Source organism: Streptomyces arenae, from assembly GCF_022343545.1.
GTDB classification, from domain to species: Bacteria; Actinomycetota; Actinomycetes; order Streptomycetales; family Streptomycetaceae; genus Streptomyces; species Streptomyces humi.
The window spans coordinates 231,781-245,801 of sequence record NZ_JAKQYH010000064.1 but is presented as its reverse complement, the minus strand read 5'-3'; the positions used below and the strand labels follow the sequence as shown (position 1 = coordinate 245,801).

The following is a 14,021-nucleotide window of genomic DNA, read 5'->3' as shown; positions in this document are numbered from 1 at the left end:
CCCCACCCGCACGATCGATCATCGATACTTACGGGTAACGTGCACGAACGGAGCAGGCACCGGATCCGGAGGTCCTGCCGGCCGCCCGTAGATCAGCGAAAGGGACGATGTGACCGACATCGAGAAGGTCGGAGTCGTGGGCTGCGGCCAGATGGGCGCGGGCATCGCCGAGGTGTGCGCCCGCGCGGGTCTGGACGTCAGGGTCGCCGAGACCACCGGCGAGGCCCTGGAGATCGGCCGCACCCGGCTGTACAACTCCCTGGGCAAGGCCGCCGAACGCGGCAAGATCTCCGCCGAGGAGCGGGACGCCACGCTGGCGCGGCTGAGCTTCACCACGGACCTCGGCGAGTTCGCGGACCGCGACCTGGTGATCGAGGCCGTCGTGGAGAGCGAGCAGGTGAAGACGGAGATCTTCCAGGTGCTCGACCAGGTGGTGACACGCCCGGACGCGATCCTGGCCTCCAACACCTCCTCCATCCCGCTGGTCAAGCTGGCGGTCGCGACCTCCCGCCCCGACCACGTGATCGGCATCCACTTCTTCAACCCGGCGCCGGTGCAGAAGCTGGTCGAGCTGATCCCCGCGCTCACCACCTCGGAGGGCACGCTCAGCCGCGCCCAGATGTTCGCGGAGAAGGTGCTCGGCAAGCACGCGATCCGCGCCCAGGACCGCTCCGGCTTCGTGGTCAACGCACTGCTGGTGCCGTACCTGCTCTCGTCCATCCGGATGTTCGAGTCCGGCATCGCGAGCCGTGAGGACATCGACAACGGCATGGAGATGGGCTGCGCGCACCCGATGGGCCCGCTGCGACTGTCCGACCTGATCGGCCTGGACACCATCGTCTCCATCGCGAACAGCATGTACGCCGAGTACAAGGAGCCGCTGTACGCCGCTCCCCCGCTGCTCCAGCGCATGGTCGAGGCGGGCCGGCTGGGCCGGAAGACCGGGTCGGGCTTCTACGCCTACGGCTGACCGCCACCCCGGCTTCCGCGGCCGGCTACAGGAAGCGATGCTCCACGGGCCCGGCACCGTCATCGGTGCCGGGCCCGTGTGTTTCACACTCCGTGTGCACGCCGGGCACGCATATGCCCTTCGCACACTCTCCCCACGCGCTCACCAGGCGAGTTCACTCTTCATGCGCATGCAAAGGGATGCGGAACAACGCCTTCGACTACGCAAAGGAGCGGACTCGTGACCACCGAACCGGAGCATCCCGTGGTCCAAGGAGAACTCGCAGAGTTACGTCGTCGCCTCGATGTGGCCTACGCGCAGGTCGAGGGAGGGCTGAACCTGCTCAGCCACCGCACCAAGGAGACGGCCAAGGAACTCGACGACCTGAACACCCGCCTGTCCTCGCTGGAGCACGCCCGCTGGCCGCTGCCCTCACTCGCCGCGCTCACCGCGCTGGGCGCCCTGGTCGTCACGGTCTGGCAGGCGCTGGCCCGTTAGGCTCCCTGGTCGTCGGCGAGCCTCGCGTGGTGCAGCAGGAGTAACGCGGCCGCCATGTTGGCGGCCGGGACCTCCCCGCGGGCGATCATGTCCGGGACGAGCTTGAGGGGGACCCACTCCCGGCGGTCCGACTCGAAGTCGTCCACGGGGTGTCCGACGTACTCGCCCTCGTCGGACCAGTAGATGTGGTGCCGGGCGTCGGTGAGGCCGTTGGACGGCTCCACGGTCATGAGGTGGTGCAGGGTTCCCGGCCGCCAGCCGGTCTCCTCCTCCAGTTCCCTGGCGGCCGCGACGGCGATGTCCTCGCCGTCCTCCACGACTCCCGCCGCGAGTTCCCAGCCCCAGCTGTCGGTGATGAAACGGTGGCGCCACAGGAGGAGGACCTCGTCCGCCTCGTTGACCACCGTCGCCACGGCCACGGGCCGCAGCCTGATCAGGAAGTGGTCGAGGTGCCGGCCGTCCGGCAGCTCGACATCTGCGAGATTGACGCTGAACCAGCGGTTTTCATACACAGTTTGTTCGTTCTGTTTCGTCCACTGCACGGTTCTGCCACCTTCCGCCGAGTAAGTGGCAATATCGCAGCAGGGACTCGTCAGGCCTACCGGGCCTGGAGCGGTACGCGCAGTGCGCCGTCGATGAGTTCGGCGGCCTCGGCGGTTCCGGCACCGCCGCTGCGCACCAGGTGGTCGCGTACCGCGCGGAGTCTGTCACGCAGCCGCTGGGACTCCATTCCGCGGGCCTGCTCGGCCATCTGCACCGCCGTGGCCACCGCGTTGTCGGCGTTTCCCTGGCGCAGTTCGATGGTGCTCAGCATGGCGAGCCGGTGCACCCGGCCCCGGTCGTGCGCCGGGTTGTCGACGGCGGCCGCGGCGTGCTCCCGGGCGGCGGCCAGTTCGCCGAGGCTGAGCAGCGCCTCGGCCACCTGTACGTTGACCAGTCCCGGCTGGACATAGCCGGTCTCGTCGGGTTCGTGGCCCCGCCGGATACGCTCGGCGGCCGTCTCGGCCCGCCGGATGCAGGACAGCGCGCTCGTGCCGTCGCCGAGGTGCGCGTACGCCTTGGCCTGCATCGCGTACAGGTCGGAGGCGAGGGCGGGGGTGATGTGCTTGCCCGCGGTCCGCAGCGCGGCCTCCGCGAAGGCGACGGCCTGCCTGAACTCCCGCATGAACAGCGACTGGTTGACGAGCAGCGCGATGACGTAGGCGCCGAGTCCGCGGTCCCCGCTGGCCTTCGCCAGCCGCAGCGCCTGGTGGAAGTAGCGCTGGGCGAGGCCGTGGGCGTCGGAGTCGTACGCGCAGATGCCCGCGATGGCGACCAGACCGCCCGTCGCGCGGTGCAGTTGGCGTCCGGTGGCGTCCGTGTAGCCGCCGCGCAGCAGCGGGGCCGCCTCGGCGTTGAGGAAGCCCACGATCCGGGTGCGGGTCGCCATGCCGCCGGCCTTGCGGTACATCTGCTCGTAGTGGGCGCGGGCGGCGCGCAGCATCTCCAGGTCGGCGTGGGTGACCCGGTGCCGTCCGCCGCGCGAGACGTCCACGTCCTCGGGCGGGTTCTCCCACTCCCACACCGGCATCACGGCGGGCGTGCCGGTGACGGCGGGGGCGCCGAGTATGTGCGGCCGCTGCTGTTCGTCGGAGCGCCACAGCGCGGTGGCCCGTTCGACGAAACCGGAGAGCGAGGTGGCGTGCGGGACGCTGGGCTGGCCCGGGACACCGAGACCGATGTCGTCGAGGGTGACCGGACGGTGCAGCCGGCCCGCGAGCACCTCGCAGATCAGGTCGGGCACCTGGCCCCTGGGCCGCTGGCCCTTCAGCCATCGGGCGACGGCGGTGTGTTCGTAGCGCAGTGAGAGTCCACGGGCCCGGCCCGCCTGGTTGACGTGGGCGGCGAGTCCGGCGTGCGAGATCCCCGCCTCGTCCAGGATCGCGTCGAGCAGTGAGTTGGGCTGCATGGATGCCCCCTGGGTGGCCTGGTGCCGTCAGCGTAGTGCGTGGGCGTTCACACGGGGTGTGAACCGAGTGCGCGGATCCGTAGCGTGTGCGCGCTGTCGCGGAGAGTGCCGGTCCGGTTGACTGAACTGCCTCGCAAGAGGCCGGCCGGGCCGCCGGCTCCCCCTCGTACAGTGCGGTGGCCTGGCCGGCGGCTGGGAGAGGGGCCGTCAAAGGTAGTTCGTCGACTGCGGGTGTGCGGGGGTTGCTCGCGCAGTTCCCCGCGCCCCCAAGAAAGGGCGTTGGTGCTGGCGTTCGTTGCGAAGTACCAGGAGTGCGATGTCGTCCGTGGGACGGCCGTTCGTGTGACGGAGCAGGGCGGTGAAGACCGCGCGCAGAATGGCCTGCGGGAAGGCCGGGCGGTCTCGTACCGACTCTGCCAGGGCCTCCGGCAGGGAGAAGAAGGCCCCCTTCACGTCTCTCGCGTCCTCCGCGCCGTCCGTGTACAGGACGAGGGACTCCTCGGGGTGCAGGCGTCCGCAGTCGGTGGCGGTCAGGTCTGCCGGGAGCGGGAACAGGCCGAGGGGCGGCAGCGGATCGGCCCGCGACAGGGGCTCCACTCGCGGGCCGCTCAGCAGATACGGCCACGGATGGCCGCAGTTGATCGCCCGTAGTTCGCCGTCCCCCGTGATCTCCAGGAGCAGTACGGTGACGAACTCCTCAGCGACTGGGCTGTCCGGGTCCTGCCCGCCGCCGGACGGGTGCTCGGCCCTGGCTCGTTCGCGCAGGTGTCTGGCCAGGGCGCGGTCCAACCGGCCCAGGACACGGCCCAGTTCGGGCTCGTCATGGGCTGCCTCACGGAAGCTGCCGAGGACGGCGGCGACGGTGCCGACGGCGGACAGCCCGTGGCCGCGGACGTCGCCCATCACGACCCGGACACCGTGTTCGGTGGCGACGGCCTCGTAGAGATCGCCGCCGATGCTCGCGCCCCGGTCGGCGGAGAGCTGGGCGGCGGCCACGTGCAGCCCGGCCAGGCGCGGCGGCAACGGCCGCAGCAGCACGCTCTGCGCGACACCGGCGACCTTGCGGGCCTGCCGCAACTCCCTGAGCAGGGTTCGGCGGACATGGAGTACGAGACCGGTGCCGACCGCGAAGAACACGGCGCTGGTGACGATCCGCGCGCCGAGCGCGTTCTGCTCGGCCAGCGGGCAGCCGAACCTGTAGCCGACCGCGACGGCACCCCATGCCGTGGGCAACGCCAGGGTGAGGGTACGGCGCCCGGGCCGTGAGTTCGTCCGGGGCCGCCTGCTGCGGGGAACCCCAGCCTTGATGCGGATCATGCCGATGGCCCCCATGTAGGCCCTGCCAGACGGAATCGGACCGACCCCTAAAGGCCGGTCCGATTCTGTCGACGGCATGCCCCGAAACGCCCATGTCCGGGTTGGATCTCACCCGAATGAGTGACGATCACCGCGGTGCCCGCATTTATGCAGGTGGCAGTGCACGTTTCACGCCGCGAGGGGCAGCGCCCCGTCGGGGGCGCTGGGGGTACCCCCGGCCGATACGCGCGACCCCTTACGGCGGCTAGCCCCGCAGCACCGCCCCCGTACGCTCCCCGGCAAGGGCGACCGCCGCATCCCGCGCGGCCGAAGCCTCGTCGACCGTCAGCGTGCGATCGGACGCCCGGAACCGCAGCGCGTACGCCAGCGACTTCTTCCCGTCGCCCAGCTGCTCGTCGTTGACATACACGTCGAACAGCCGGATGGCCTCCAGGAGTTCACCCGCACCCTCGCGCAGGGCCGCCTCGACCTCCGCCGCCGGCACCGGCTTGTCGACCACGAGGGCGACATCCTGCGTGGCCACCGGGAACGTGGAGATGTGCGGCGCCTGCGGGGTGCCGTCCCCGGCCCGCTCGACCGTGTCCAGGTCCAGCTCCATCGCGCAGGTGCGCGCGGGCAGCCCCAGCGCCTTCACGACACGCGGGTGCAGCTCACCGGCGTGGCCCACGACCCGCTCGGTGCCGTCGGCGACGACCACCAGCTCGGCGCACCGGCCGGGGTGCCACGGTCCGTACTGGCCGGACCGCACGGTCAGCTCGACCCCGGCCTCACGGGCGACCGCCCGCCCTGCCTCGACCGCGTCGGCCCAGTCGGCCGGACGGCCCTTGCCCCACCAGCCGGCCTGCTCGCGGGCGCCCGAGAGGACGACGGCGACATGGCGCGGCTGCTCGGGCAGCACGGCGTTCAGCGCGGCGAGTTCCGCGTCGGTCGGGCGCCGGTCGACCGGCAGGTGACCGGCGATGCCCTGCTCCGCGCGCGGCAGGAAGACCAGGCCGGTCTCGAACAGCGCCAGGTCGTGCGTACCACGTCCGTCGTTGCGCCGGAGCGCTCCGAGCAGGCCCGGCAGCAGCGAGGTACGGAGCGCGGGCTCCTCGTCGTTGAGCGGGTTGGTGAGCTTCACGACACGGCGGGCCGGGTCGTCGGCGGCCAGACCGAGCTGGTCGAAGACGCCCTCGCCGACGAACGGGTAGTTCGGCGCCTCGACGTAGCCGGCCCCGGCGAGCGCCCGGCCGACCCGGCGGTGCAGGCGCTGCCGGGCGGTCAGGCCCCGGCCGGACGGCGGCTTGGGCAGCGTGGAGGGCAGGTTCTCGTAGCCCTCCAGCCGGATGACCTCTTCGGCCAGGTCGTTCTGCTCGAACAGGTCCGGCCGCCAGGACGGCACGGTGACGATCAGCTCGTCCTGCCCGTAGACGTCGCAGCCGACCTCCTGGAGGCGGCGGACGACGGTCTCCCGGCCGTAGTCGACACCCGCGACCTTGTCGGGGTGGTTCGCCGCGAGGGTGATGGTGTGCGGCGCGGACGGCGCGATGACCTCGGTGACACCGGCCTCGGCGGTACCGCCGGCGAGCAGCACCAGCAGGTCGACGGTGCGCTGCGCGGCGGCGGCCGCGGCCTGCGGGTCGACCCCGCGCTCGAAGCGGCGGGAGGCCTCCGAGGACAGCTTGTGCCGGCGGGCGGTGCGCGCGATGGTGACGGCGTCGAAGTGGGCCGCCTCGATGACCACGTCGGTCGTGGCGTCCGCCCCGTTCTCGCCGGCATCGTGGTCGGCGATCTCGGTGTTGGCGCCGCCCATGACGCCCGCCAGGCCGATGGGGCCGCGGTCGTCGGTGATGACCAGGTCCTCGGCGTGCAGCTTCCGCTCGACGCCGTCGAGGGTGACGATCTTCTCGCCCTCGGCCGCGCGGCGGACGCCGATGGGGCCCTGGACCAGGTTGCGGTCGTAGGCGTGCAGCGGCTGGCCGAGCTCCATCATCACGTAGTTGGTGACGTCGACCGCGAGGGAGATCGGGCGCATGCCGACCTTCTGGAGCCGGCGCTGGAGCCAGATCGGCGAGCGGGCCTCGGGGCTCAGGCCGATGACGGTGCGCGCGGTGAAGCGGTCGCAGCCGAGCGGGTCGGAGACCTGGACCGGGTAGCCGAAGGCGTTCGGGCCGGGCACGTCGAGGAGGGCCGGGTCGCTCAGCGGCAGGCCGTAGGCGATGGCGGTCTCGCGGGCCACGCCGCGGATGGACAGGCAGTCGCCGCGGTTGGCGGTGACGGCGATGTCCAGGACCTCGTCGACCAGTTCGAGCAACTCGATGGCGTCCTTGCCGACCTCGGTCTCCGGCGGCAGCACGATGATGCCGTGGGTGCCGTCGTCGCCCATGCCCAGCTCGCCGCTGGAGCAGATCATGCCGTGGGAGGTCTTGCCGTACGTCTTGCGGGCGCTGATCGAGAACCCGCCCGGGAGCACGGCGCCGGGGAGGACCACGACGACCTTGTCGCCGACGGCGAAGTTGCGGGCGCCGCAGACGATCTCCTGCGGTTCGCCGGTGCCGTTGGCGGAGCCGACGTCGACGGTGCAGAAGCGGATCGGCTTCTTGAAGCCCTCCAGCTCCTCGATGGTGAGCACCTGGCCGACGACCAGGGGGCCCTTGAGGCCGTCGCCGAGCTGCTCGACGGTCTCGACCTCGAGGCCGGCCGAGATGAGCTTGGCCTGCACGTCGCGGCCGGTCTCGGTGGCCGGCAGGTCGACGTACTCCCGCAGCCAGGAAAGCGGGACCCGCATCAGATCTCCATCCCGAACGGCCGGGTGAACCGGACGTCACCCTCGACCATGTCTCGCATGTCCTCGACGTTGTGGCGGAACATCAGCATCCGCTCGATGCCGAACCCGAAGGCGAAGCCGCTGTACTTTTCCGGGTCGACGCCGCAGGCGGTCAGCACCCGCGGGTTGACCATGCCGCAGCCGCCCAGCTCGATCCAGCCCTCGGAGGAGCAGGTACGGCAGGGGCGGTCCGGGTTGCCGACGGACTCGCCCTTGCAGACGTAGCAGAGCATGTCCATCTCGGCGGACGGCTCGGTGAAGGGGAAGAAGTTCGGCCGCAGCCGGGTCTTCATGCCCTCTCCGAACAGGGACTGGACCATGTGGTCCAGGGTGCCCTTGAGGTCCGCCATGGTCAGGCCCTCGTCCACGGCGAGCAGCTCGACCTGGTGGAAGACCGGGGTGTGGGTGGCGTCCAGCTCGTCGGTGCGGTAGACCCGGCCCGGGCAGATCACGTAGACCGGCAGCTCGCGGTCGAGCAGCGAGCGGATCTGCACCGGCGAGGTGTGGGTGCGCAGCACGACACCGGACTCGGTGCCGCCCTCGGGACCCTGCACGAAGAAGGTGTCCGCCTCGCCGCGCGCCGGGTGGTCCGGGCCGATGTTCAGGGCGTCGAAGTTGAACCACTCGGCCTCGACCTGGGGGCCCTCGGCGACCTCGTAGCCCATGGCCACGAAGATGTCCTCGATGCGCTCCGAGAGCGTGGTCAGCGGGTGCCGGGCACCGGCCGGGACGCGGTCGTAGGGCAGTGTGACGTCCACCGCCTCCTCGACCAGCACCCGGGTGTCGCGCTCGGCCTCCAGCTCCTCCTGGCGGCCGGCGAGCGCCTTGTTCACGGCGCCGCGGGCCTGGCCGACGAGCTTGCCGGCGGCGGCCTTGGCGTGCGGGGGCAGGGCGCCGATCTCGCGGTTGGCGAGGGCCAGCGGGGAGGTGCCGCCGGTGTGGGCGACCTTGGCCTCCTGGAGCGCGTCGAGGGAGTCCGCGGCGGCGAAGGCGGCGAGCGCCTCGTCCCGCATGCGCTCGATCTCTTCCGGTTTCAACGCCTCGACCTCTACAGGGTCGTACGACTTATTCGGTGCCGACATCTCTTCCCGTGCTTCCGATTACTGGCGGATGGTCCCCGTGACCGTCGGTGGCCGTGTGCAGGACACAAAGGTGCCAAAGGCCGAGTCTAACGGGGTGGAGGTGTACGAATGCGCCCGCGGGCCGCCCGGCCGCTCTCAGGTGAGATAGGCCGGCGTGCTCACGGGCAACGTAAATCGGAACTCGGCGCCGCCGCCGGGGGCGCGTCCGACGGTGATGGTGCCGCCATGGGCCTCGACGATGCCCTTGACGATGTACAGCCCGAGGCCGGTGCCACCGCGCTTGCTGCCCCGCCAGAAGCGGGTGAAGACGCGGTTCATGGACTCCTCCGGGATGCCGGGCCCCTCGTCGCTCACCGTGACCGACGTGGCTGCGTTCTCAGGGCCTTCCCCGTCCCGCGGGGACGCCGTGGCCGTGATGTCGATGGTGACAGTTCCCTCGCCGTGCCGCACGGCGTTTTCGATGAGGTTGCTGAGCACCTGGTCGACCTTGTCCGGGTCGGCCCACAGGGCGGGCAGCGGCTGCTCGATGCGGAGCAGGAACCGGTCGGCGGGCTGCCCGGCGGCGACGTACGCCTGGATGTGCCGTCCGACGGCGGCACCTATGTCCACGGGCTGGCGGCGCACCTCCAGCCGTCCGGAGTCGATCCGCGAGATGTCCAGCAGTTCGGCGATGAGCCGGGTGACCCGGTCGGCGTCCGCGTCCACCGTCTCCAGCATCAGGCGTTTCTGGTCGTCGGTGAACCGTTCCCACTTGGCGAGCAGGGTGGCGGTGAACCCCTTGACGGAGGTGAGCGGCGAGCGCAGCTCGTGGGCGACGGTGGCGATCAGCTCGGCGTGACTGCGTTCGGTACGGCGGCGGGCCTCGGTGTCCCGCAGCGACACGACGACCCGGCGCACCGGCCCGGTCGGCTCGGCGCGCACGTAGCGTGCCGACACCAGGACCTCACGGCCGCCGGGCAGCAGCAGGTTGCGCTCGGGCTGGCCGACCCGGATGGCGAGGCCGCCGTAGGGGTCGGTGAGCTGCCACCAGCGCCTGCCCTCCAGATCCTCCAAGGGCAGTGCCTTCTCCAGGCGCCTGCCGAGGGCGTCGGCGGGGGCGGTGGCGGTGATCCGGGCGGCGGCGGCGTTGAAGCAGACGACGACGCCGTGCTCGTCGGCGACCACCAGGCCGTCGGGCAGTTCGTCGGGGTCGACGGCGAGCCCGGTGAGGTCGCCGTGCCGGGGCGCGGGCACACGGCCGGTACCGCGGCCCCCCGGCGCGTTGCTGGTGCCGACACTCATACCCCGTACTCCACCTCTCAGACGGCGCAGCAGGCCCCCGAGCTCGTCACCCTACTAGCCCTTGGTGACGGAGCGGCATCCTCCGGAGGCGCGCTGTGCACGGGCCGATGCGTAGAGACATACGGCGGCGGCGGTGGCGAGGTTCAGGCTTTCCGCCTTCCCGTGGATCGGGACGCGCACGACGGCGTCCGCGAGCGCGCGGGTCTCCTCCGGGAGCCCCCACGCCTCGTTGCCGAACACCCAGGCGGTCGGCCCGCCCATGGTCCCCTTGTCGAGCTCGTCGTCGAGGTCGTCGGTACCGGCTCCGTCGGCGGCGACGATCCGGGCGCCGATGTCCTTGAGCCCGGCGACGGCCTGTTCGACGGGGACGCCGACGGCGACGGGCAGGTGGAAGTGGGAGCCGACGGAGGCGCGCACGGCCTTCGGGTTGTAGAGGTCGACGGACGCGTCGGTGAGGACGACGGCCTCGGCGCCGGCGGCGTCGGCGCACCGCAGCACGGTGCCGGCGTTGCCGGGGTCCCGGACGTTGGCGAGGACGGCGACGAGCCGGGGCCGGGCGGCCAGGACGTCCTCGAAGGGGGTGTCGAGGAACCGGCACACTCCGACCAGCCCCTGGGGGGTGACGGTGGTCGAGATGTCGGCGATGACGTCCTCGGCGGCGAGGTGGATCCGGGCGCCGGCCGCCCTGGCCTCCCCCACGATGTCGGCGTACCGCTCGGCGGCCTCGACGGTCGTGAACAGTTCGACGAGCGTCGGCAGGTCCGCGACCCGGTGCCCGGCCGCCTCCCGCACGGCCTGCGGCCCCTCGGCGAGGAACAGCCGGTCCTTCCCCCGGAAGTTCCGCTTGGCGAGCCGCCGCGCAGCGGCGACCCGCGTGGAACGGGGGGAGATCAGCTCAGGGCTGGACATCGTGTCGTCACTTTCAAGGAAACGCGGCGGAAAGGCGCCCCTTCAGGGGCGCTGGGGGTACCCCCGGCCGAAGGCTGGGGGAGGAACTGCGCGACAAGCCCCCCACCGGCCCGCGGCCGAACAACGAACCGCGGGCCTCAACAACAGGACCCGCAAGCTTTTCAGCCTGCGGGTCCTCACATCACGTCGGCCGAAGCCAGCCGCAGCGTCACGCCGCCTTGGGGGCGTTGACGTCCGACGGCAGCGCCTTCTGGGCCACCTCGACGAGCGCGGCGAACGCGTTCGCGTCGTTGACCGCCAGCTCGGCCAGGATCTTGCGGTCGACCTCGACGTTCGCGGCCTTCAGACCCTGGATGAAGCGGTTGTAGGTGATGCCGTTGGCGCGGGCAGCGGCGTTGATGCGCTGGATCCACAGCTGACGGAAGTCGCCCTTGCGCTTCTTGCGGTCGTTGTAGTTGTAGACCAGCGAGTGGGTGACCTGCTCCTTGGCCTTGCGGTACAGGCGCGAGCGCTGACCGCGGTAGCCGGAGGCCGCCTCGAGGATCGCCCGGCGCTTCTTGTGGGCGTTGACTGCCCGCTTGACGCGTGCCACTTGTTAACTCCTTGTAGCGGGGCCGCGGTTGGACTCACGCGGCCCGGAAACGACTGGGTCCCGGTTGCTCTGACTCAGGGGCGCGGCGAGGCGCCCGCGTGTCACTTACCGAGAAGCTTCTTGATCTTCGCGGTGTCACCCGGGGCCATCTCGGCGTTGCCGGTCAGGCGACGCGTCACGCGGGACGACTTGTGCTCGAGCAGGTGGCGCTTGCCGGCGCGCTCACGCAGCACCTTGCCGGAGCCGGTGACCTTGAAGCGCTTGCTGGCACCGCTGTGCGTCTTGTTCTTCGGCATAGCGCCGTTATCTCCTCGTCGGTGGCGTTCCGGTGCCCGGTCGTGAAACCGGGCACGGTGGAACGTCGCTCTTGTATCGGTTACATCCTGGGACTCGCGCCCCTGGTGCTGACCTGGGGCGTTGACCCCGGGATCACGCCTCGGCGTGTTCCTCGGCGGCTTCCTCGGCAGGCGCCTCGGCCGCTTCGACCTCGTCGGCCTCGACAGCGTCGAACTCGGCAGCGTTCTGCGAGCGGCCGGGGTTGGCCTTCGCATCCGCCTTGCGGGCCTCCTGCGCCTGACGGGCCTCGGCCATCGCCTCGGTCTTCTTCTTGTGCGGACCGAGAACCATGATCATGTTCCGGCCGTCCTGCTTCGGGTTCGACTCCACGAAACCGAGGTCCTGGACGTCCTCCGCGAGCCGCTGCAGCAGTCGGTAGCCCAGCTCGGGCCGGGACTGCTCACGGCCACGGAACATGATCGTGATCTTGACCTTGTCGCCCTGCTTGAGGAACCGGACGACGTGACCCTTCTTGGTGTCATAGTCGTGCGGGTCGATCTTCGGCCGGAGCTTCATTTCCTTGATGACCGTGTGCGCCTGGTTCTTGCGCGCCTCACGGGCCTTCATGGCCGACTCGTACTTGAACTTCCCGTAGTCCATGAGCTTGCACACGGGCGGACGGGCGTTCGCCGCGACCTCGACCAGGTCCAGGTCGTACTCCTGCGCAAGCTCCAGCGCCTTGGCAAGCGGGACAATCCCGACCTGCTCGCCGCTGGGACCGACAAGTCGCACCTCGGGAACGCGAATCCGGTCGTTGATGCGGGGCTCGGTGCTGATGGATCCTCCTCGGTAGCACCACACGACAGCCTGGCGGGCAGCCGCGTAACGTCTGTTTCCGTAAGACCTAACCGCACCGAAGCAGAAAAAATGCCCCGGACGATCACAGGCGGGGCTCCTCGAACTACCGGAGACACCGCCACGGGGATCGCGGGGCGCACTATCGGACGGAACGCTGTCGCCGAAGCGACACAGCGGCCGTCTGACCGGTGACCCGCCGCCCTGAGGGTGGTCGGGTGGGAGTTCGAAGCCTCCACTTGTGGGCCGGGTCGGTGAGCCGTGTGGCATACCTGTCCGGCCGGTCGTCACACCAGGCTAGCAGCTGACCGGAGAGAGGGCTAATCGGGGCGAGGCGGACCGCGGTCAGCGGCCGGCGCGGCTACGCCTATCGTGTGGGGCATGAGTGAGACGCCCCTTTCCGGCCCCGGCTCCACGGAGCAGCCCGACTTCGACGAGATGACCCGCGACATCGCCGAGGTCCCCGCCGTCGAGGTGATCGTGACGGTCGCCGTGAACCTGATGAGCGCGGCCGCCGTGAAGCTCGGTCTGACCGAGGAGGGCGACAAGTACAAGGACCTGGACGAGGCCCGCAAGCTGGTCACCGCGCTCGCCGGACTGCTCGACGCGTCCGCGACCGAGATCAGCTCCTTCCACGCGGCCCCGCTGCGGGACGGCCTGAAGTCGCTCCAGCTGGCCTTCCGCGAGGCCTCCCTCGTCCCCGACGAGCCCGGCCAGGGCCCCGGCGAGAAGTACACGGGACCGGTCTACGGCTAGCGGCGGCTCACCCTCGTACGAACAAGGGCTCGCCCGGAGGCGTGGTCCCGGCCGGCAGCAGTGCCAGGTCGAGGCCGTGCACCAGGCGGGCCCGCAGTGTTCCGTCGGCGGCGAGCCGCTCGGCGACCGAGCGGGCGGCGTCGGCGGGGGGCGCGGCCGGGTCGAGCACGAGGGCGAGGACGCCGTCGGCCCGCCCCGGCCCGAGGTGGGCGCGGAGCACGGCGGGCTCGGCGGCCACGGCCGTACGGACGGCGTCGAGCACGGCGGGATCCGCGAGCGGGTCGGTGCTCGTCCGTCCCTCGGCGAGGGCGAGCAGCGCGGCACCGGTCAGCTCGAACGGCACCGGCCCCGACAGGTCCAGCACCACCGTGTCCGCCTTCTCGTGGGCGGCGGCCTGGAGCGCTTGGTGCAGGGGTACGGCGACGGGCCGGGCCGCCGGGTCCCAGCGGGCCAGCGACTCGGTGGAGGTGAAGGCGGGCAGGGCGGTGCGCCCGCCGGCCTTCAGGGTGGGGACCGCCATGTCGCTGGTCTTCTCGCGGCGCAGTCCGTTCTCGTCCTCCTCCACCTCACCGAGCACGGCGACGACGGGGACCAGCAGCCGGGCGCCCTTCAGCGCCTCCAGGACGGGGTCCACGGCCGTACGGTCCTCGGCCCAGGCGGCCAGCGCGGCGGCCAGCCGGGGGTCGGCGGAGCCGTCGTCGTCGGAGTAGCCGGAGTCGGGAATGTTCTTGTTCGCCACGGTCCCCGACCCT

General features: G+C 71.2%; 14 protein-coding genes. 3 read left to right on the top strand and 11 right to left on the bottom strand.

Features of this window, described 5'->3' with window-relative positions; all coding sequences use genetic code 11:
• The first annotated feature begins 109 nt into the window (after positions 1–109).
• Together MB828_RS29000 and MB828_RS28995 are read left to right on the top strand one after the other, a co-directional pair.
• Positions 110–970 carry a 3-hydroxybutyryl-CoA dehydrogenase gene (locus MB828_RS29000; RefSeq protein WP_046726690.1) on the top strand — a complete coding sequence of 287 codons (861 nt, stop codon included), beginning with the start codon at positions 110–112 and terminating at the stop codon, positions 968–970.
• A gap of 219 nt (positions 971–1,189) precedes the next feature.
• Positions 1,190–1,447 carry a hypothetical protein gene (locus MB828_RS28995; protein ID WP_133025912.1) on the top strand — a complete coding sequence of 86 codons (258 nt, stop codon included), beginning with the start codon at positions 1,190–1,192 and terminating at the stop codon, positions 1,445–1,447.
• Here MB828_RS28995 and MB828_RS28990 read toward each other — a convergent pair.
• From MB828_RS28990 to infC, 10 genes are all read right to left on the bottom strand, one after another.
• A complete protein-coding gene (locus MB828_RS28990; protein ID WP_301650772.1) occupies positions 1,444–1,989 on the bottom strand; it encodes an NUDIX hydrolase in 546 nt (181 codons plus the stop codon). The genes MB828_RS28995 and MB828_RS28990 overlap by 4 nt on opposite strands.
• A gap of 56 nt (positions 1,990–2,045) precedes the next feature.
• Positions 2,046–3,395: a transcriptional regulator gene (locus MB828_RS28985; protein WP_301650771.1), complete on the bottom strand. Its 1,350-nt coding sequence runs from the start codon at positions 3,393–3,395 to the stop codon at positions 2,046–2,048.
• A gap of 207 nt (positions 3,396–3,602) precedes the next feature.
• The gene (locus MB828_RS28980; RefSeq protein ID WP_301650770.1) at positions 3,603–4,712 is read right to left on the bottom strand and encodes a PP2C family protein-serine/threonine phosphatase; all 1,110 of its coding nucleotides are present in this window, start codon (positions 4,710–4,712) and stop codon (positions 3,603–3,605) included.
• 244 nt (positions 4,713–4,956) lie between these two features.
• The gene (gene pheT, locus MB828_RS28975; RefSeq protein ID WP_301650769.1) at positions 4,957–7,479 is read right to left on the bottom strand and encodes a phenylalanine--tRNA ligase subunit beta; all 2,523 of its coding nucleotides are present in this window, start codon (positions 7,477–7,479) and stop codon (positions 4,957–4,959) included.
• The gene (gene pheS / locus MB828_RS28970) at positions 7,479–8,600 is read right to left on the bottom strand and encodes a phenylalanine--tRNA ligase subunit alpha (protein ID WP_046726695.1); all 1,122 of its coding nucleotides are present in this window, start codon (positions 8,598–8,600) and stop codon (positions 7,479–7,481) included. The genes pheT and pheS overlap by 1 nt, the downstream gene beginning before the upstream one ends.
• Positions 8,601–8,735: 135 nt before the next feature.
• Positions 8,736–9,881 carry a sensor histidine kinase gene (locus MB828_RS28965; protein WP_133025908.1) on the bottom strand — a complete coding sequence of 382 codons (1,146 nt, stop codon included), beginning with the start codon at positions 9,879–9,881 and terminating at the stop codon, positions 8,736–8,738.
• A 54-nt stretch (positions 9,882–9,935) separates the two neighbouring features.
• Positions 9,936–10,790 carry a TrmH family RNA methyltransferase gene (locus tag MB828_RS28960; RefSeq protein WP_301650768.1) on the bottom strand — a complete coding sequence of 285 codons (855 nt, stop codon included), beginning with the start codon at positions 10,788–10,790 and terminating at the stop codon, positions 9,936–9,938.
• A 208-nt stretch (positions 10,791–10,998) separates the two neighbouring features.
• Complete coding sequence (gene rplT, locus MB828_RS28955; RefSeq protein WP_020938960.1) at positions 10,999–11,382, bottom strand: 50S ribosomal protein L20; 384 nt, start codon at positions 11,380–11,382, stop codon at positions 10,999–11,001.
• A 101-nt stretch (positions 11,383–11,483) separates the two neighbouring features.
• Positions 11,484–11,678, bottom strand: a complete 195-nt coding sequence (gene rpmI, locus MB828_RS28950; RefSeq protein WP_046726698.1) for a 50S ribosomal protein L35 — start codon at positions 11,676–11,678, stop codon at positions 11,484–11,486.
• Positions 11,679–11,811: 133 nt separating this feature from the next.
• Positions 11,812–12,519: a translation initiation factor IF-3 gene (infC, locus tag MB828_RS28945; RefSeq protein ID WP_301650767.1), complete on the bottom strand. Its 708-nt coding sequence runs from the start codon at positions 12,517–12,519 to the stop codon at positions 11,812–11,814.
• Positions 12,520–12,894: 375 nt separating this feature from the next.
• On the opposite strand from infC, the gene MB828_RS28940 reads away from it, so the two are divergent.
• Positions 12,895–13,269, top strand: coding sequence for a DUF1844 domain-containing protein (locus tag MB828_RS28940; protein ID WP_133025906.1), 375 nt, complete (start codon positions 12,895–12,897; stop codon positions 13,267–13,269).
• A 7-nt stretch (positions 13,270–13,276) separates the two neighbouring features.
• Here MB828_RS28940 and MB828_RS28935 read toward each other — a convergent pair whose 3' ends face one another.
• Positions 13,277–14,008 (bottom strand): SseB family protein, encoded by a 732-nt coding sequence (locus tag MB828_RS28935; protein ID WP_133025905.1) that lies wholly within the window; start codon positions 14,006–14,008, stop codon positions 13,277–13,279.
• Between the last annotated feature and the right edge of the window lie 13 nt (positions 14,009–14,021).